General features: G+C 73.5%; 13 protein-coding genes. 1 reads left to right on the top strand and 12 read right to left on the bottom strand.

Annotated features, from left to right (window positions below):
* Positions 1-51 precede the first annotated feature (51 nt).
* Genes ACFWUQ_RS11390 through ACFWUQ_RS11410 form a run of 5 tightly spaced genes read right to left on the bottom strand, consistent with a single transcriptional unit; the run spans position 52 to position 7164 of the window.
* Positions 52-1377 (bottom strand): lysine N(6)-hydroxylase/L-ornithine N(5)-oxygenase family protein, encoded by a 1326-nt coding sequence (locus ACFWUQ_RS11390; protein ID WP_384536065.1) that lies wholly within the window; start codon positions 1375-1377, stop codon positions 52-54.
* A complete protein-coding gene (locus ACFWUQ_RS11395; protein WP_384536066.1) occupies positions 1377-2009 on the bottom strand; it encodes a GNAT family N-acetyltransferase in 633 nt (210 codons plus the stop codon). The genes ACFWUQ_RS11390 and ACFWUQ_RS11395 overlap by 1 nt, the downstream gene beginning before the upstream one ends.
* Positions 2006-3805, bottom strand: a complete 1800-nt coding sequence (locus tag ACFWUQ_RS11400; RefSeq protein WP_384536069.1) for an IucA/IucC family protein — start codon at positions 3803-3805, stop codon at positions 2006-2008. The genes ACFWUQ_RS11395 and ACFWUQ_RS11400 overlap by 4 nt, the downstream gene beginning before the upstream one ends.
* Positions 3802-5340: a pyridoxal phosphate-dependent decarboxylase family protein gene (locus ACFWUQ_RS11405; protein WP_384536071.1), complete on the bottom strand. Its 1539-nt coding sequence runs from the start codon at positions 5338-5340 to the stop codon at positions 3802-3804. Before ACFWUQ_RS11405 ends, ACFWUQ_RS11400 begins: the two co-directional genes overlap by 4 nt.
* A 12-nt stretch (positions 5341-5352) precedes the next feature.
* Complete coding sequence (locus ACFWUQ_RS11410; protein ID WP_384536074.1) at positions 5353-7164, bottom strand: IucA/IucC family protein; 1812 nt, start codon at positions 7162-7164, stop codon at positions 5353-5355.
* A 197-nt stretch (positions 7165-7361) separates the two neighbouring features.
* On the opposite strand from ACFWUQ_RS11410, the gene ACFWUQ_RS11415 reads away from it, so the two are divergent.
* The gene (locus tag ACFWUQ_RS11415) at positions 7362-8918 is read left to right on the top strand and encodes an MFS transporter (RefSeq protein ID WP_384536076.1); all 1557 of its coding nucleotides are present in this window, start codon (positions 7362-7364) and stop codon (positions 8916-8918) included.
* 90 nt (positions 8919-9008) lie between these two features.
* On the opposite strand, the gene ACFWUQ_RS11420 is transcribed toward ACFWUQ_RS11415, so the two are convergent.
* The 7 genes from ACFWUQ_RS11420 to ACFWUQ_RS11450 all read right to left on the bottom strand — a co-directional run bounded on the left by ACFWUQ_RS11420 (position 9009) and on the right by ACFWUQ_RS11450 (position 19100).
* Positions 9009-11069 carry an iron ABC transporter permease gene (locus tag ACFWUQ_RS11420; RefSeq protein WP_384536078.1) on the bottom strand — a complete coding sequence of 687 codons (2061 nt, stop codon included), beginning with the start codon at positions 11067-11069 and terminating at the stop codon, positions 9009-9011.
* Entirely contained in the window at positions 11069-12064 is a 996-nt protein-coding gene (locus ACFWUQ_RS11425) for an ABC transporter substrate-binding protein (protein ID WP_384536080.1), read from the bottom strand. Before ACFWUQ_RS11425 ends, ACFWUQ_RS11420 begins: the two co-directional genes overlap by 1 nt.
* Positions 12065-12165: 101 nt before the next feature.
* Positions 12166-12930: an ABC transporter ATP-binding protein gene (locus tag ACFWUQ_RS11430; protein ID WP_384536083.1), complete on the bottom strand. Its 765-nt coding sequence runs from the start codon at positions 12928-12930 to the stop codon at positions 12166-12168.
* Positions 12931-13288: 358 nt separating this feature from the next.
* A complete protein-coding gene (locus tag ACFWUQ_RS11435) occupies positions 13289-15355 on the bottom strand; it encodes an iron ABC transporter permease (RefSeq protein ID WP_384536085.1) in 2067 nt (688 codons plus the stop codon).
* A 4-nt stretch (positions 15356-15359) separates the two neighbouring features.
* Positions 15360-16334: an ABC transporter substrate-binding protein gene (locus tag ACFWUQ_RS11440; RefSeq protein WP_384536088.1), complete on the bottom strand. Its 975-nt coding sequence runs from the start codon at positions 16332-16334 to the stop codon at positions 15360-15362.
* Positions 16331-17191 (bottom strand): ABC transporter ATP-binding protein, encoded by an 861-nt coding sequence (locus ACFWUQ_RS11445; RefSeq protein WP_384536090.1) that lies wholly within the window; start codon positions 17189-17191, stop codon positions 16331-16333. Before ACFWUQ_RS11445 ends, ACFWUQ_RS11440 begins: the two co-directional genes overlap by 4 nt.
* 79 nt (positions 17192-17270) lie before the next feature.
* A complete protein-coding gene (locus tag ACFWUQ_RS11450; RefSeq protein WP_384536092.1) occupies positions 17271-19100 on the bottom strand; it encodes an ABC transporter ATP-binding protein in 1830 nt (609 codons plus the stop codon).
* Positions 19101-19279: the final 179 nt, after the last annotated feature.

Genomic DNA, 19279 nt, shown 5'->3' on the forward strand with positions numbered 1-19279 from the left:
ACGCGCCGGCGACCGGCACCGGCGCGTCCCGGGGTCCGGGGCTCCCGCGGATCACGCCGCGGGCGGGCGCCCCGGTGGTGCCTCGAAGCTCGTGAAGGCGCTCCGCTTCGGCAGCCGGTAGGTCTCCCGGCCGGTGACGGCGTTGAGGATCGTCGCGTTGCGCACCGCGCCGATGTCCAGGTTGGGCGAGGAGACGCCGTGGCTGTGGGTCTCGGCGTTGGCCACGAACACGCGGCCGCTCACCCCTTCGGCGAGCTCGACCGAGTGGTCCAGGCGCACCCGGGGACGCCCGCGGCCGTCCCTCAGCAGCAGCTTGTCGACCGGTTCCAGGAAGGCGGGCGGCCGGTCGCGGTAGCCGGTCGCCGCCACCACCAGGTCGGTGCTGTGCTCGAAGAGCTGACCGGTGTCGCGGTGCCGGCAGGTCAGTACCGCGTGGCCCGCCGGATCCTCGACCGCGGACTCGACCGCCGTGCCGAAGCGCAGTTCCACCTCGGCCAGTCCGTGCTCCAGCTGGCGCCGGTAGAGCAGTTCGTGGATCTCTTCGAGGGTGTCGGTGGAGATTCCCTTGTGGAACTGCCACTGCTCGGCGGCCAGCCGGTCCCGTACGTCCTCGGGCAGCGAGTGGAAGTACCGCATGTACGCCGGGGTGGTCATCTCCAGGACCATCTTCGTGTAGTCCAGCGGCGCGAACGAGGAGGTCCGGGTCAGCCAGCTCACCGCGGGCCCGCCCGCCAGGTTGCGGCCGAGCAGGTCCGCGGCCACCTCGGCGCCGGACTGCCCGGCGCCGACCACCGTGACCTTCGTCGCCGCGTCGAGCTCGGACGCCCGGTACAGGTAGTCGCTGGTGTGCAGGAGCCTCGACGCGGGCAGGCCCGCCAGGGCGTCCGGCACGTACGGCGCGGTGCCGATGCCGACGACGAGGTCGCGGGCGCGTGCCGTCAGCCGGGTGCCGTCGCCGCGCAGTACGTGGACGGTGAAGCGCTCCTCGGCCTCGTCCCAGTGGACCTCCTCGACGCGGTGCGAGAAGCGCACCGCGGGGAGCCGGGCCGCCGCCCAGCGCAGGTAGTCCTCGTACTCGCGGCGGGAGGGGAAGAAGTTCTCGCGCACCGTGAAGGTGTAGAGCCGGTCCATGTCGTGGAGGTAGGTGAGGAACGACAGGGGGTGGCCGGGGGCCACGAGGGTGACGAGGTCGGCGAGGAAGTTCACCTGCATCGAGGCTTCGCCGAACATCATCCCCCGGTGCCAGGTCAGCTCCGGCCGCTCCTCCAGCACCACCAGGTCCAGGCCGTCCACGGTCGAGGCCAGCGCGGCCAGCCCCAGGTTGAAGGGTCCGCAGCCGATGGCCACCACGTCGTGCTCACTGACGGAACAGCTCATCACAGCATGTCCTCCTCGCCGCGCGGACGGATGACCAGGGCCGAGGTCTTGTCGGGGAAGGCGACCTCGCCGGCGTGGCGGAATCCGGCGGCGGCGAACGCCCTGAGCGAGGGCTCGTTCGCCACGTCCGGCTCGGCGACCACCCGCGTGCAGTGGGGGTCCGCGGCGAGCAGGCCCTCGGCGAGCGCGCGCAGCAGGGCCCGACCCAGTCCCCTGCCGGTGCGGCCCACCTCGCCGATGGCGATGTGCAGGCCCAGGTCGCGGGGGCGGTACGGGTACTCCTGGGCGAGCCGGTCGCGCATCACCCGGTAGACCTCGATGTAGGCGAAGGGCTGTCCGTCGAGGTCGACCAGTACGGGCAGGACGGCGTCCCCCGCGAGGTGTCCGGCGATCTCCTCGGCCCAGCGCTCGCGCGGCCATGCCTGGTGCCAGAAGGCGTCGATGTGCCGGGCCCGCATCCAGTCGTGCACCACGTCCAGGTCGGCTCCGTCGGCTTGCGCCACCCGGGCCGTCCACGGTCCGCAGAGCCGCGGGAGCGGCGGACCGGGGACGGCGGCGGGCGGCGCCTGGTGGTCCTCGGGGTTCGCGCCCCGGTCCTTCGGTAACGGCTGGGCGGGGTGGGCCGGGGTCATGCGGCGGCCTCCTGGAGCGGGTTGGGGGCGTCGAGGTAGACGGACTGGGCGTCGAGGGGGGCGAGGACCTCGTCGATGCCGTGCAGTCGGGTGAGCAGATTGCCCTTGCAGGGGAGGGTTTCGGCCTCCAGCCAGCGGCGGGCCAGCCGGTCGCCGTCGGGGCCGGCGGCGGCGAGGCCGGGCAGGGCGGCGCGCAGCCGGTCGGCGAGGACGGCGAGGAGGTCCCGTTCGTCCGCGAGGCCGTCGACGGCGAGGCATCCGACGACGGACAGGGCCTGGTTGCGCAGCAGGTAGTACGAGAGCCGGTCGTCGACGAGCGGGTCGTCGACGACGGCGAGGGTGGAGGACTCGGCTGCGAGGCGCCGCAGCAGGCCGGGGAGGCGGGAGGCGGCCAGGTAGTAGCCCTGGTTGTCGCGGAAGGCGGCGCCGGTGACCCGGCCCCGGCCGTCCAGGCGGACCAGGGTGTTCTGCTGGTGGGCCTCCAGGCCGATACCGGTGGCGGCGTACAGGTGGAGCATGGGTACGAGCACCTTGTCGGTGTAGTCGGCCGTCCACTGCTCGGCCGCTCCCGCGCCGAGTCCGGACACCAGGCTGCCCAGCATGCTGCGGCCGAGTCCGGGGCGGGGGGCCACCAGGCCCACGAGGCAGCGCAGGTCGGCGATGCCGCCGGGCACCTCGCGTACGGCGACGTCGAGGCCGGTGACCTCCGGTCCCTCGGGGCGGCCCGGTTCGTCCACGGCGAGCCAGGCGGGGTCCCGGGTGAGGGAGAAGCCGGGGTGGGCCTCGAAGGTGCTGTCCGCGTAGCCCGCGTCGAGGAGCCGGTTGATCTCCAGGCCGCGGCGCAGTTCCGTACGGGTCGACTCGCGGCGGGAGTTGGTCAGCCGCAGACCGAGCGAGAGCTTGAGCATCACGTCGGCGTCGGGCCGGTAGACGGTGCGCACGCTGGAGGTCGGCCACCACTCGGGGCCGAGCTCGCCGAGCGGTTCGAGTGCGCCGGAGGCGACGAGGGCGGCGATGCGCGGGCGGTGCAGCAGGTCCCGGGCCTGCCAGGGGTGGGCGGGGACCAGGATGCGGCCGTCGTCCGGTTCGTGTCCGGCGAGTTCGGCGAGGAGGGCGACGGTGTCCCGGCCGGCCAGCGAGGGGGCCTTGTCCACGGCGTCGTGCGAGACGACGGACGCGTCGGCGGCGAACCAGTGCAGCCGGAAGGATCCGCGCAGTTCGGGCGAGAAGGCGGCGGCGTCGTGGTCCGAGATGCCGTCGCGGCTCTTGGGCGCCGGGTGGTTCAAGTGCCCGAGCAGGAGGGCCTGCTCGGCGTCGAGGAAGCCGTCGACGCCGGGGGGAGGCTGCGGGTGCTCGCGGCGGTCGGCGATGAAGGAGGTGACGCGGCGCACGGACTCGGCGGTGCGTTCCACCAGGTCGGCGATCTCACCGGCCGGGACGCCGCCGGGGCGGCTGCCGCCCCGTACGGCGGCCTCGGTGGACAGCAGCGCGACGGTGGTGACGGGGTCGGCGGTCTCGCCCAGGGGACCGCCGGGGCCCTCCAGGCGGGTGGGGCCGAAGCGGTGCCAGCCGGTCGGCGAGCGGTGCGTGACCTCGGTGACCAGGGTCAGTCCCGCGGTGGGCAGCTCGATCCGCAGCGGGCCGGCCGCGACCGGGGTGCCGGTCTCCAGCAGCCAGCACCGCAGCAGGGCCTCGATGTGGGCGTGTTCGGCGGCGCCCCGGGCGTCGGGGCCGTCCAGAGGGCCGCCGGGGCCGGTGCCCGGTCCGGGACGGGGGGACGTGGCGGTGACGCTCATGCGGCGCCCTCCTCGATGAGTCGTTCACAGGTGCGTCCGGCGTCGAGGACGGCATCCACGAGGCCGTCGATGTCGCCGGTGGTGGCGGTGGGGTTCAGCAGGGTGAACTTCAGGCAGACCCGTTCGGGGCCGCCGGGTCCCCCGGTGCGGACCTCGGTGCGTCCGATGAGCGCGCTGCCGGATTCGAGCAGTCTCCGCCGCAGCAGGCCGTTGAGCCGGTCGGAGGTCGACGCCGCTGCGCCCCGGTGGCGGAACACCACGGTGGTCAGCTCGGCCGGGGCGACGAGTTCCAGTTCGGGCTCGTCGAGGATGCGGCGCTCGGCGTGCCGAGCGAGGTCGTGGCAGGTGTCGATCATCCGGGCCATGCCGGTGCGGCCGTAGGCCAGCAGGGTGGCGGCGGCCTTCACGGCGTCCGGGCGGCGCGTGGTCTGCAGGCTGCGGCCGAGCAGGCCGTCGTAGCCGGCCTCGGAGTCGTCGGCCGGGTTGAGATAGGCGACTTCGCGGTCCAGGGCGGTGAACGCGGTGGTGTCGGAGACCAGCAGCACACTGGTGGCGGCCGGCTGCCAGCCGATCTTGTGCAGGTCGAGGGTGATCGAATCGGCCAGTTCCAGGCCGGCCAGCCGGTCGGCGAGCCGTTCGGAGAACAGGGCGCCGAAGCCGTAGGCGGCGTCCACGTGCATCCAGACGCCCCGGTCGGCGGCGATCTCCGCGATCTGCGGGAGGGGGTCGACGGAACCGAAGTCGGTGGTCCCGGCGGTGGCGACGACCGCGATCGGGGTGCGGCCGGGCCCGAGTCCGTCCAGGGCCCGGGCGAGGGCCTCCGGCCGCATCCGGCGGAGCCGGTCCGTGGGGAGGGGGCGGACGGCGCTCTCGCCCAGGCCGAGGGCCGCGCAGGCCCGCTGTACGGAGAAGTGGGCCAGCTCCGAGCAGAACACGACCGGTCCGGGCAGGGCGGCGACGCCTTCCTCCCGGGCGTTGACGCCCAGCCGCAGGGCGGCGGCGTCCCGGGCGAGGAGCAGGGCGAGCAGGTTGGAGAGCGAGCCGCCCGGGGTGAGGACGCCGTCGGCGCGCTCGCCCAGTCCGGCGAGGTGGGTCAGGACGCCGATGAGCCAGCGTTCCACGGCGATGGCGGAGGGGCCGGAGTCGTACGTGTCCAGGGAGGCGTTGGTCATGCTCGCCAGGGCGTCGGCGGCCACGGCGACGGCCAGGGGTGGGGGTTGCAGGTGGGCGGTGGCCCAGGGGTGGGACAGGTCGATGCCGCTCTCGACGAGCGTGGTGGCCAGCAGGTGGAGCGCGGCCTTGGCGCCGACCCCCTCGGCGGGCAGCCGGGCGGGGCCCAGGGCGCGGGCGACGGCCGCCAGTACGTCGGCGGGTGCGCCCGGAGGTAACGGCCCGGCCGGGCGGTCGGCGCACAGGGCGGCGTCGATGGCCTGGCCCAGGGCGGTGCGGACCTCGGCGAGGCCGTCACGGGTGCCGGCGAGCAGGGACGGGGGGAAGGGCGCCGGTGCGGGCGGCGCCTCGGTGAGCGGTATCACGCTCTGGCCTCCTCAGCCTTCAGCCAGCGGATTCGGGTGCGTGCCGTTCGGGTACAGCGCGTGGCGCAGGGCCCGGTCGCCGTAGCGGGTCACCACGATGCGGTCGCGGTTCAGGCCGTAGCGCGGGATCTGGGGGGTGAGCAGGTCGTACTCGGCGAAGCGCTCGGACAGTTCGGGGAAGCGCTTCTGGAAGTCGAGGATGGTGTGGCGCACCATGTGCCAGAACGTGGTCTCGGGGACGCCGAGTTGCTCGGCGCACAGGGGTGCCAGGTAGCGGAAGTGGCCGACGAACACCTGGTCCATCACGTGCTGCCGGATGATCGAGGGGTGCTTGCGGGGCAGGACGTGGTCGTGTCCGTCGGGCTCGGGGCCGCGCTCGGGCACGTCGGTGAAGGACACGCACACGTCGTCCACGAAGTCCTTGAGGTACAGGCGGGTCGGCACGTCGTTCTCGTCGTAACCGATCAGCGTGTTCTGGCCGTGCGGGTTGAAGGTGACCCCGTACCGGTAGAGGACGTGCAGGATCGGGACGAGCAGGGTGTCGAGGAACCGCCGCAGCCAGTCCTGCGGGTCGAGGCCGGACGCGCGGACGAGTTCGGCGACGAAGGCGTCGCCGGCGTGGTCGACGTGGAGCAGTGAGGCGAAGGTGCGGACGCGTTCGCCGGGGTCCTTGCGGGCGGTGACCGAGTCCCGCCAGATGCAGCCGAGCGTCTCCAGGTGCTGGTAGGGGGCGTCCTCCAGCTTGGAGAGGTAGGGGTGGCGCACGGTGACGGAGGCGACCTCGCCGAGGAAGACGGTCCTGCACTCCTCGGTGAGGAAGGCGTCGCGCTCCACGAGGCCCCGCAGCCACTGGGTGACCACGGGCGCGCCCATGGTGCAGTGCGGGGGGATGCCGCGCCAGACGAGGGTGTTGAGGATCTTCAGCGGGAGTTTGACGTCGTACCGGCCCGGGGTGTCGACGTTGGCCATCGTGCGGATGGACTGGCCCGGCAGGTACGCGTCGGGGCTCTCGCCCAGCGGGATGATGCGCTGCTGCGCCACGTCGGCGGCGTGCAGGATCTGCACGGCGTGGTCCCACTGCCAGGGGTGGACGGGCATCCACACGTAGCCCTGCGGGTCGACGCCGGCGGATTCGAGGACGGCGGTGAAGCGGGCCCGGGTCCCCTCGTCCAGTTCGCGGGCCAGGATCTCCTGCTCGGACAGTTCCGAGGTGCCGCGGAACTCGGCGAGCCCCCGGTGGACGGCCACCCACTGGAGGGTGAGGGACTGGGCCGATTCGGGGGCGTACCGGCGTACGTCGGTGGCCGAGAAGCCTATGCGGCCCTTGTTCGCGACGAGGAGGTTGTGCCCCGTCATGCGGCACTCCAGCTCCGTGTGGCCCAGCGCCCGCAGTTCCGCCACGGTCTCGCCGCCGTGCGTGATGCGGGCGGCGTCCACGGCCAGGGTGGCGGACAGCTCGGTGAAGTACGTGGCGATGGTGGAGGCGTCGCTGCCGAGGGTGGACGCCGCTTCGAGGAGGAACTGCTGGGCGTCCCAGGCGGGTTCGGCCACGGAGTTGCCGAGCATGCTGGTGGCCGTGCGGGTGACCGACCGCGGGTCGACGCGCAGCCATCCGAAGGCGCCGACGACAGCGTTGAACGCGTACGTCGTACCGCTGTCGAGGTCGACGCGGTAGCCTCCGTCGCCGGTCTCCACCGCTTTCAGCATGTCCTCGAAGCACCATTCGCCCAGGGCTTTGGCGAGGAGGCGACGGCCGGCCTCCCGCCAGGCCGCGGGGGCCACCTCCGGGAGGGCGGGGACGGGATGGTCGGGGGGGATGGGCATGAACTGCTCCGATGTCTGGCTGGATCGGGCCGGCCGGGTGAACACCCGGACCGTGGTCAGGTTAGGTAAGGCTCACCTAATGCTCAAGGTCAACTTCCAGCCAATCATGCGATATGACGCCACATCAGTAATTTGCTTAGGTTAGGCTAACCATATCCCCTGTCTTCGGTCCGGTCTCTTCTCCGAGGTGATCCGCGGTGCCCTCACGCCGGCGCACTCCCCGATGGACGTTCGCACTCGTCAGCGCCGGCGGCGTGCTGATGACCCTGGACGTGACCGTCGTGAACGTCGCCCTCTCCGACATCTCCCGGGACCTGGACGCCGGACTCGGCAGGGTCCAGTGGACCGTGTCGGCGTACTCGCTGGCCTTCGGAGCCCTGCTCCTGACGGCCGGCGCACTGTCCGACCGCATCGGCCGCCGCACCGTGTTCGCCGCCGGCGCGGCCCTGTTCACCCTCGCCTCCGCGGCCTGCGGGCTGGCGCCCGACGCGGGCACCCTCATCGCCGCCCGGGCCGCGCAGGGCCTCGGCGGCGCCATGGTGTTCGCGCCGACGCTCGCCCTGCTCGCGGCCGCCTACGAGGGCGCCAGGCGGCAGGCCGCCATCGCCTCCTTCGCGGCCATCGCCTCCGCCGCGGGGGCGCTCGGGCCGTTGGTCGGGGGGCTGTTCGTCCAGACCCTCGGCTGGCGGTGGATCTTCCTGATCAACGTGCCCATCGGCGTTCTGGTGGTGGCCGGGGCCCTGACGCGGCTGCCCGAGTCCGCCGCGCCGGGCGGGGCGCGCCGCAGACTGGACCCGCTGGGCGCCGTTCTCGGCGTGGGCGCCCTCCTCGCCCTGCACTACCCGCTGGTCACCGGCCCCGAGGCGGGCTGGACGGCGCCGCGGGTCATGGGCTCGGCCGTGCTCGGCGTCGCGCTCGCGCTGGCGTTGGTGGCGAGTCAGCGGCGGGGCGGCGGGCTCATCGACCTGACGCTGCTGCGCGTGCGCGCCTTCTCCGGCGCCGCCGTACTGGGCTTCCTGGCACGGATGTCCAGCCTGGGAGTGCTGGCCTTCACCACGCTGTGGCTGCAGAGCACGCACGGGTACACGGCCCTCGAAACCGGTCTGCGCCTGCTGCCGCTGACCGGCAGCCTGCTGGTGGCGGGGCTGTTCGTGGCGCGGCTGCAGCGGAACTTCTCCCCCGATGTCCTGGTCGCCGGCGGCTTCGCCCTGCAGGGGCTGGGGCTCCTCGCGCTGGCCGCCGCCGGAGCGGGGGCGGGGGCGGGTGCGACGGCGACCGGTCTCGTCCTGCTCGGCGTGGGCGGGGCGGTGATCTTCCCGCCGCTGATGGGGGTGGCGGTGGGCGCGGTGCCCGCGGAGCGGGCGGGCATGGCCTCGGGGCTGACGAACGCCTGCTATCCGCTCGGCACCGCGACCGGGGTCGCGGTCTTCGGCGCGCTGTTCTCCGCCCGGCTGGAGACCGGCTCGGCCGGCGGCGCCCACCGGTCCGCCGTGGAGACCGGCCGCTTCGAGCTCCTCGATCCCGTGCTCCGTCCGCTCGCCCGGTCCGCCTTCTCCGGGGCCTTCACCGCCGTCTGCCTGGCCTCGGCGCTGGTCTGCCTCCTGGGCGTACTGGCGGCCCGCACGCTCAGGCCCGTACCGTCGCCCGAGCCCGAGCCGGCCGGATCCGGGGCCGCGGGGAGCGGGGGTCGGGGAGCGGGGACGGGCCGGCCGGCCGGGTCCCCGGCCGACACCGCACCGGGACGGCGCCGCTGACCGGCGCAGCCGCCCCGCGCGACGCCCCCGCCGCCGGGGCCGGACCACACCGGCCGCCGGCGCGGGGGCCGCCCTCACGCCTCCTGCCCCTCACGCCTCCTGGGTCCGGCGCAGGAGCCAGACCAGGTACGGCGCGCCGAGCAGGGCCGTGACGATGCCCACCGGGATCTCCGTCGGGGCCAGCAGCCAGCGGCCGAGCGCGTCCGCCGAGACGACCAGGACGGCGCCCAGCACCGCCGCCATCGGCACCATGCGCGCGCTGCTGTTGCCCACGACGCGCCGCGCCAGGTGCGGGGCGACCAGGCCCACGAAGCCCACGGCGCCGACGGCGGCCGCCGTTCCGGAGGCCAGTACGGCGCCCGCGCCCAGCACCAGCAGCCGCGCCCGGCCCAGTTCCAGGCCGAGGGCGCGCGGTAGTTCGTCACCGAGGGCCATCAGGTTCACCGGCCTCGCCGCGGTCACCAGCAGCATCGCCGCCAGGGCCGGCAGGGCGAGCCAGCCGAGCGCCGAGTAGTCGCGCGCGTAGGTGCTGCCGGCGAGCCAGCTGAGCGCGGCCGAGATGTTCATCTGCGCCCCGACCACCATGATGTTGACCAGCGCCATCGAGGTGGCGGCGGCGCCCAGTCCGACCAGGACCACGCGCGTCGGGTCCAGGCCCGCGCGGCCGGCCTCCCGGCTGCCGCGGGCGACGAAGACCACCAGGGCGAGCATCAGGACGCCTCCGATCCCGGCCGCCGCCGGCAGCGCGGCCGCCGGCGCCGAGGGGACGACGAGGATCACCAGGATCGCCCCGAGGGAGGCCCCGCCGGTCACGCCGACGAGGCCCGGTTCGGCCAACGGGTTGCGTACGACGGCCTGCACGGCGGCGCCGGCCACCGCGAGGCAGGCCCCGGCCAGCGCGGCCACCAGGATGCGCGGCATCCGGTACGCGACCACGGCCTCGGTGATCTGCTCGGCGGAGCCGAACAGCGCGGTGCCCAGCTGGCTCCAGCCGACCTCGACGTCGCCGACGCGCAGCGACACGACCATCGCCACGGCCAGCGCCACCAGTCCCCCGCCGAGCGCGACGGCGTAGGCGGGCGTCCGGCGCCGGCCGGCGACGGTGACCGCCGCCCCGGTGTCGGCGTCGCCGGTGCTCACCCTGCGCGCGAGCAGCATGAAGACGGGGCCGCCGATGAGGGCGGTCACCACCCCCACCGGAATCTCCGAGGTGTACACGGCGGAGGGCGGCACGGCGACCTGCGCGGCCGCGTCCGCCGCCAGCAGGACGGTGGCGGCCAGCACCGCCGACAGCGGCATGAGCAGGGCGTGCCGGCGCAGGCCCAGCTGGCGGACCATGACGGGCGCGATCAGTCCGATGAAGCCGATGGGGCCGGCCAGCGACACCGCCGAGGCGGACAGCAGGACCGCCAGGAGGAAGGCGGCGGGACGGACGCGTTCCACCCGGACGCCCATCGCCTCGGCGGTCTCGTCGCCGAGGGACAGCAGGTCGAGGGGGCGGGCCAGCAGCGGCGCCAGCAGCGCGCCCGCGGCGACGACGGCGCCGAGCGTGAGCGGCCGTTCGAGCCCCGACTGCATCAGGGTGCCGTTGCCCCAGAAGAACAGGCCCCGGGTCGCCTGCACGTCGAGCATCTGCAGGAACTCCGCGCCGGCGGTGGCGGCCAGGGCGACGGTCGCGCCGGCGAGCAGCACCCGTCCGGGTGTGAGCACGCCGCCCCGGCTCAGGACGTAGACCACCGCTATCGCGAAGAGGCCGCCGAGGAAGGCGGCGCCGCCGGCGGGCAGCGGGCCCAGGCTCACGCCGGTGAACGCCACGAGCACCACGGCGAGGTAGGCGCCGGCGTTGACGCCGAGCGTGTCGGGCGCGGCCAGGGGGTTGCGGGTCGCCCCCTGGACGAGGACTCCGGAGATACCGAGGGCGACACCGACGACCAGGCCGGTCAGGGTGCGCGGCAGGCGGCTGCCGATCAGGACGTCCCGGGTGCGGGGGTCGCCGCGGCCCGTGAGCAGGTCCGCGATGTCCGTGATCCCCACGCCGGAGGCCCCCAGGCAGAGGTGGGCCACGGCGACCAGGCACAGTGCGAGGCCCAGGGCGCCGCCCACGAGCAGGGCTCGCGGGCGGCGGACGGGCGGCGGGGCGGTAGGGGTCATCAGACCTTCAGGGCCTTGCCGGTCTCGTCGAGGATGTGCAGGGCCGAGAGCGGGCCGCCGAACAGCCAGGTACCGGGGTCGAGCGGCAGCGCCTTGTCGTTCTTCACGAAGTCCAGCCCCTTCCAGACGGCGTTGCCCGCGAGGTCGCCGGTGAACGGGTTGTCCTTGGCGCTGGCGACGTAGAGGAAGGTGGAGTCCGGTTCCACCTTGGTGAGGCCCTCCACTCCGACCGTGGTCATGCCCCAGGCGTCGGGAGTGCCCTGCCAACCGTTCTTGAGCCCGGCGAGGTTCAGGACCTGGGGGGCGATGGCGTCGTCGGTGAGCATGCGCACCGAGGCGGTGCCGTTGGCGGTGAACCCCTGGGCGACGGCGTACTTCAGGCCGCCCTTGCCCGCCTTGTCCAGCCGTCCCTTGAGGTCGGCGGCCGCGGCGTCGATGCGGCCGGTGACCTCGGACGCCTTGTCCGCCTTGCCGACCGCCTTCGCCAGTTCGGTGAAGTTCTTCTTCATCGTGTCGAGCTGGGGCTTGGTGGTGTACTTGAACGACACCACCGGTGCGATGTCCTGGAGTGCCTTGAGGTTGGCCTTCGACCGGTCGTCATCGATCACGATGAGGTCCGGCTGCAGGGCCCTGATCTTCTCCAGGCTCGGCTCGTTGCGGCTCCCGACGTCGGTGACGCTGTCGGCGAGGCCGGCTCCCTTCGCGGTGATCCAGGTGGCGTACCCCTTGTTGTCCGCGTTGCCCAGCGGACTGACGCCGAGGGCGACCAGCTCCTCGGTGTACGTCCACTCCAGCGTCACCACCTTCGTGGCCGGCTTGTCCAGCGTGACCTGACCCTGAGCGGTGTCGACGGTGATCTTGCCGCCGGTGGCGCCGTCCGCCCCGCTCTTCTTGTCGCCGGCGTCGCCGGCCGTTCCCGAACCGCAGCCGGCGGCCGTCAGCGCGAGCGCGGCGGCGGCGGTTCCCGTGGCGAGGGCGCGCAGAATTCTCTGCATGGTGGAACTCTCCTTGTGTGCGGGTGGTACGGGTGATCCCGTGGAGGGCGGGGCGAAGCGCGGCCCGGCCCGGGCCGGGGGCCCGAAACCGGCCGCGGGATTCAGGACGTGGTGGCGGGCGCGGCCGGCTCGGCGGCGCCGGAGCGTTGGGGGAAGCAGGCGAGGTACCCGCTCTGCGGATCGCGGACCACGTTGACCCGCAGCCCGAAGGCCCGGTCGATGACGTCCGGGGTGAGCACGTCGTCCGGGGCGCCGGAGGCCGTGATCCCGCCGTCGGCGACGACCACCACCTCGTCGGCGTACGCCGCCGCCTGCATGAGGTCGTGCAGCACCACCCCGCAGGCGATGCCGTGTTCGCGCGCGAGTCTGCGTACGACGTCGAGGACCTCGAACTGGTGGCGCATGTCCAGGTAGGTGGTGGGTTCGTCGAGCAGCACCACGCCGGCGCGCTGCGCCAACACCATGGCAAGCCAGGCGCGTTGGCGCTCGCCGCCCGACAACTCGTCGAGTCTGCGGTCCACCAGCGGGGCCGCGTCGGTGACGTCCAGCGCCCACTCGATCGACTGGGCGTCCTCGTCGGTGTGCCGGGCGAGCGCGCCCCGGTGGGCGTACCGGCCGTGGCGTACGAGCTCCCGCACCGTCACACCGGCGGGCGCGTGGGAGGTCTGGGGAAGGAAGGCCAGCTGCCGGGAGAGGGCCCGGCGCGGCAACTGGCGCAAGGGCACGCCGTCGATGCGCACTTCGCCGCCGATCGGGGGCAGGAGCCCGGCCACCGTGCGCAGGAGCGTGGATTTCCCACACCCGTTGGGACCGACCAGCACGGTGATCGCACCGGCCTTGAGGGAAAGATCTACTCGCTTGAGCACCGGGCGCCCCGCGTGCCCGACGTCAAGACCGTCCGCCACCAGACGGACGTCACTTAAGGACACCACATGCCTCCCCACGGCCGAACCGACCGCGCCACCATATAACTTAGGTAAGGCAGGCCTAAAACGAACTGTCGCCCCCTCCCCCGCTTGTGATCAGGTCGAGATCTTCCGCGCCCCCGCACGCCCCCCTTGCGCGCACTCACCACCCCTTGCGCTCAACGCACATGATCAGTCATCAGATCAGGAAGGGCCCGGCCGTCGCCCGGCCGTCAGAAGAGGGCCGGGCACGCGAACGGGGACCGCCCCCGTCCAGGAGGTCGGTCCCCGTCACCACCGCGGCCGGAGCGGCTCCGCGCTACCGCCGGCTACGCACCAGCAGGTGGAGGAAGTACGGCGTGCCGATCACAGCGGTCATCAGCCCGGCGCCGAGCTGGGCCGGCGCGATGACGGTGCGGCCCAGCAGGTCCGCGGCGCAGACGAGCACAGCGCCGAGGAGGACCGCGACCGGGACGACCCGGGCGTGCCGGCGGCCGACGAGGGCCCGGGCGGCGTGGGGCGCGACGAGCCCGACGAATCCGATCGTGCCGGCGGCGGCGACCGCGGTCGCGCTGAGCAGGACGCTCAGGACGAGGAAGCCGAGGCGGCCGCGTCCCGGGCTGATACCCAGGAGCCTCGGGGTGTCCTCGTCGAGGGACAGCAGGTCGAGGTCCCTGCGGCGCGCGACCGCGACGGCCAGGCCGAGGGCGAGCACCGCCATCAGCGGCACCACGTCGGGCAGGGTGCGCCCGTAGGTGGAGCCGGACAGCCAGGTGAGGGCCTTCGTCGCGTTGAACGGGTCGGTGAGCACGATCAGCAGGCTGATGAGGGCGGCCGTTCCGGTCGCGACGCCGAAGCCCACCAGCACCAGCCGGTTCTGCTGGAACCCGCCGCGCGCCGCGAGCCCGAAGACCAGGACGGAGCTGAGCGCCGCTCCCGCGAACGCGGCGCCGGCCAGGCTCCAGGATCCGGCCGCCGGCACGGTCGTCACGAGGAGCACGGCGCCCAGCGCGGCCCCGCCGGAGACGCCCAGGATGCCGGGCTCCGCGAGGGGGTTGCGGGTCACGGACTGGACGAGGGTGCCGGCCAGCGCGAGGGCCGCGCCGGCGAAGAGCGCGGCGAGTACCCGCGGGGTCCGCGTGTCCAGGACGAAGCCGACCGTGCGGCCGGCGTTGCCCTGCACCCAGTTGACCACGTCGCCCAGCAACAACTTGCTGTCACCCAGCAGCACGGAGGCGATCGTCACCCCGACGAGTACGGCCGCGAGTACGGCGGTGGTGGTCAGGAAGGCGGCCCGGCTCCTGATGCGCAGCGTGTCCGCCTCGGCGGCTCCCGAGCTGTCCCGGGCCCTCGTCGCCATGGCGATCAGGAACACGGCGCCGAGGAGGCTGGTGGCGACGCCCGTCGGGACGCCGACGGCCACGTCCGCCGGCACGAGGGCGCGCAGCAGCACGTCCGCGCCCAGGACCAGGACCGCGCCGGCCAGGCCGGCGAGCGGGATGCCGGCCCGGGTGCGGGCGAACGCCCTGAACCGGCGGGCGAGCGGGCGGGCCAGGGCGGGCGCGCACAGGCCGACGAAGCCGATCGGCCCGGCGAGCGTGACGGCGGCCGCGGACAGCAGGGACGCGAGGACGACCGCCGTGACGCGGGTGGCCCGCACGGGCACGCCGAGGCCCCGGGCGGCGTCGTCGCCGAGCGCCAGGGCGTCGATGCGGCGGGCGAGGAGGAGCAGTCCGACGAGACCGGCGAGGGCGATCGGCGCGACCTGGAGCACGCCGTCGAAGCCGTTCTGGGAGATGCTGCCCAGGTTCCACTTGTAGATGCCCTCGGTCTGCCGGGGGAACAGCAGGAGCAGGCCCTCGGTGAGCGCGGTGAGTCCGAGGGTGAGGGCGCTGCCCGCGAGGACGAGCCGTACGGTGCCCGCGCCGAGGCCGGACAGTCCGAGGACGACGGCCGCCGCCGCGAGACCGCCGACGAAGGCGACTCCGGAGGAGGCGAGCAACGGGAGCGAGACGCCGGTGACGGCGACCACGCCGAGGGACAGGTAGGAGCCGGCGTTGACCGCGAGGGTGTCGGGCGAGGCGAGCACGTTGCGGCTGACGGCCTGCAGGGCGGCGCCGGCCATGCCGAGCACGGCGCCGACGAGCAGGCCCGCGGCCGCCCTCGGCAGCCGGGAGGCGACGATGACGGACGTGTCGCCCGAGTCGGCCCGCCCGGTGAGCGCCTTCCAGATCTCGGGGGCGCCCACGGCGGCCGTGCCCTGGGTGATGTCGAGGATCGCGAGGCCCGCGAGGAGCAGGAGCAGTGCGGCCGCCACCGCGGCCGCCCCCGTCCGGGACGCGGCCGGCGACGGGCGGGTGGGGGCAACGGATGCGGTGACGGCCACGGTGCTACTTCGTGAGTGCCTGGACGACGGAGTCGATGTACAGGCCCATCGACTGGGGACCGCCGAACATCCAGATGCCGTCGGGCAGGCGGTGGACGTTGCCGTTCTTGACGAACGGCAGGTTGTTCCACACGGCGTCCTTGGCCAGGACTCCGGTGAACGGCGTGCTGTCCTTGTCCGTGTCGCTGCCGATGTAGGCGAACTCGACGTCGCCGAGCTGGGTGAGGCCCTCGACGTCGGTGGCCGCGAGACCGTAGCTCTCGTCGCCCTTGACGGTCCAGGCGTTCGTGAGACCGATCTTCTCGTTGACGGCGCCGAGGAGCGAGCCACCGGTGTACGGGCGGATCGAGACCTGGTTGGAGACGACGTAGCCGTCGGCGAAGGCGTACTTCGCACCGGCGCGGCCGGCGTCGGCGAGGGTCTTCCTGGCCTCCGCGGCCTTGGCCTCGAACTGCTTCTTGAGCGTGTCGGCCTTCGGCGTGGTTCCGGTGGCCTGCGCGATCAGGTCGAGGTTCGCCGTCATCCGGCCGATCGGGTCCGCGGCGTCGGCGGCCTTCAGCTCCAGGACGGGGGCGATGTCCCGCAGCTGCTTCAGGGCGGCCGCCGGCAGGTCGCTGGTGGCGATGACGAGGTCGGGCTTGAGCGCGGCGATGGTGTCCATGCTGGGCTCACCGCGGGTACCGATGTCCTTGGGCTCGTTCGTGAGCGGGACAGCGGTGTTCCAGGTCTTGTAGCCCTTGACGTCGGCGACACCGACGGGCTGCACTCCCAGCGAGACCAGGCTCTCGACGACGTTCCACTCGGTGCCGACGACGTTCTCGGCCGGCCCGGCGAGCTCCACCTTCGCGCCGGAGGCGTCGGTGAGGGTGAGGGGCTCGCCGGTCTTCTTCGCGTCGTCGGCCGCCGGTTCGGTGGTGCCGCAGGCGGTGAGGGCGAGCGCCGCGACGGTGGCGGCGGCGGTGAGGAGGAGTCGTCTCATGAGGTGGTGCTGAGCCTTTCGCTTCGCGTGTGGTGCCGGCCCATCGCGCGGGTGCGCAGCCGGCCGGTGAGGGGGTCCTCGTCGACTTCGACGCGGATGCCGTACGTGTCGGTCAGGCGCGCCGCCGTCAGCACGTCCTCGGGGGCGCCCTCGGCGATGACGCGTCCCGCGTGCAGCAGCACGATGCGGTCGGCGACGGCCGCGGCCTGGTCGAGGTCGTGCAGGACCACCCCGACGGCGATCCCGTGGTCGTCCGCCAGGTCTCGTACCAGGTCGAGGAGTTCGACCTGGTACCGCAGGTCGAGGTAGGTCGTCGGCTCGTCGAGGAGCAGTACGCCGGTCTCCTGCGCGAGGCAGCCCGCGAGCCACACCCGCTGGAGCTGCCCGCCGGAGAGGTGCTCGGCGCCGCGCTCCGCGAGGTCGGCGACGCCCGTCAGGGCGAGCGCGCGGTCCACCGCGGCCCGGCCGTCCGGGTCCGCCCTGCCCCAGCGGCCGCGGTAGGGGTACCGGCCGAACTCGACGACGTCCCGTACGCTCAGCCCGCCCGGGGTGGGGCGCCCCTGCGTCAACAGGGCGACGCGCCGGGAGAACTCCCGGGGCGTCAGGGCGAGGGCGTCCGTCTCGGTGTCGATGGTCAGCGTGGCGGTCCTGGGCCGCTGCAGCCGCGCCAGCGTCCGCAGCAGCGTGGATTTCCCACTGCCGTTCGGGCCCACCAGAACGGTCACTTCGCCGGGCCGCAAGGTGATCGACGCGTTGTGCACGACGTCGACGCCGTCGTAGGCCACGGTCACCTCCGCGGCCGACAGCACATGGCCGCGCGAGCGCGTGACCTCAGCTCTTTCTCCACCAACGTTCACATCGCGAGGTTAGCCCACCCTAAGCACTGGCTGAAATGAGGCTCCCGTTGACCGAAAAGCGACCCCTGCCACCGGCGACTCACATCAGGTCCGATCGCGCGGAGGTGCCGTCGAGGAACCCGCCCGACTGGTGCTGCCACAGTTTCGCGTAGGCGCCCTCGGCGGTGAGCAGCTCCTGGTGCGTTCCCTGCTCCACGATGCGGCCGCGGTCGAGGACTACGAGCCGGTCCATGGTGGCCACCGTGCTCAGCCGGTGCGCCACCACGAGCGCGGTCCGTCCCTCCATGAGCCGCCACAGGGCGTCCTGGACGAGGATCTCGCTCTCGGAGTCCAGGGCGCTGGTCGCCTCGTCGAGCAGCAGGACCGGCGCGTCGCGCAGGATGGCCCGAGCGAGGGCGACGCGCTGGCGCTGCCCGCCGGACAGCTTCACCCCGCGCTCGCCCACCATGGTGTCGAAGCCGTCCGGGAGCGCGTCCGCGAACTCCGTGACATGTGCCGCCTCGGCCGCGCGGCGGATTTCCGCGTCGGTGGCCTGCGGGCGGGCGAAGGCGATGTTCTCGCGGAGCGTGCGGTGGAACATCGCCGGGTCCTGCGGCACATAGGCGATCAGAGCGCGCAGGTCGGCCTGGCGCAGCTTGCTGATGTCCTGCCCGCCGATCAGGATCCGCCCCGCGTCGATGTCCGTCATGCGCAGCAGCAGCCGGGTGAGCGTGGTCTTGCCGCCGCCGGACCGGCCGACGAGGCCGACCCTCGACCCGTGGGGCACGGCCAGGTCCAGGGAGTCGAAGAGCGGCCGCCCGCCCCCGTGGGCGAAGGTCACCCGCTCGAAGCGCACGTCGGCGTCCTGGCCCAGCAGGGGTTCGGGGCGTACCGGGTCGAGCACCGTCGACGGCGTCAGCAGCAGTTCGGTGAACTGCGCGGCCTCCATCATGGAGCTCTCCAGCCGGCGGTAGATCTGGTTGAACTCGAACATGATCCGGGTCGCGTTGGTGTAGTAGGTGAAGGCGACGACGACGGTCTCCACCCCGTGCCCGCTCCCGGCCAGCGTGACGGCGAGCAGCAGGCCCAGCGCGTTGGTCAGTACGGACATCGGGGCGACCAGCGTGTCGATGCGCAGGTTGCCGTAGTCCCACGAGCGCAGCGTGAGCCGCCGCGACTCGGCGACCCGGGACCGGTGCTCGGCGGCCTCCCGCCGTTCGGCCGCGAACGCCCGGACGGTGTCCATGTTCATCAGGCTGTCGGCGACATGACCCGAGACCCGCGCGATCGCCGTCTCGCGCTCGTGGACGAGTGCCTGGCGGCGGCGGATCAGGGGCGTCACGCCCAGCGCCGTCACGGTGATCATCGTCAGGAGGCAGACGACGAGCAGGGGTTCGTACTGCCACAGCACCACCGACCCGAAGGCCAGCGGCACGAAACTGCCCACCACCGAGAACGTCAGGGTGTCGACGAACTCCTCGAAACGGGAGGCGAAGCTCAGGACCCGCTTGGTCAGGGACCCGGCGAAGTTGTCGTGGAAGAACGCGGCGTCCTTGGCGAAGAGCTCGTCCATGCCGATCACGTACATGTGCTCGATACCGCGGGCGTCGAGGCGGTTCAGGCAGTGCAGTCCGACGCGCCACAGCGTCTCCGCGAGGAGCAGGACCGCGGCGAAGCCGAGCACGTAGGGGAGCAGTGCCCCGATGCCGGCGCCGGAGTCGGCGCCGGAGTCGCCGTCGCCCGCGATACGGCCGATGAGCTTCGCGACGACCAGCGGCGCGATGTAGTGGATGCCGATGTTGCCCAGGGCCGGGAGCAGCATGGCGGGTAACGTGAGCCATCGGAGCCGTGCCAGCTCCCGGCCGTAGTAGCGAAGCGCGAGCAGTACCGCGCCCTTGCCCGGCGCCCCTTCACGAGGTGATGCAGACATTCCCATCCCAACCCTGGGTTGTCGGGCCATCAGGTCAGGAAGGGGAGTGTCCCGCAGGGACGCCCGCCGGGTCCACGCGTTTTCCCCCGCCCCACCGCCGGCGGGCGGCGGCTGCGCCGGGCGGTGGTGCGGGGGCGGGAGGGGCCTGCTCCGGGGTCCCGGGGCTGGGACGGGGCAGG

The sequence above is a fragment of the Streptomyces sp. NPDC058662 genome, from assembly GCF_042716255.1.
Classification (GTDB): domain Bacteria; phylum Actinomycetota; class Actinomycetes; order Streptomycetales; family Streptomycetaceae; genus Streptomyces.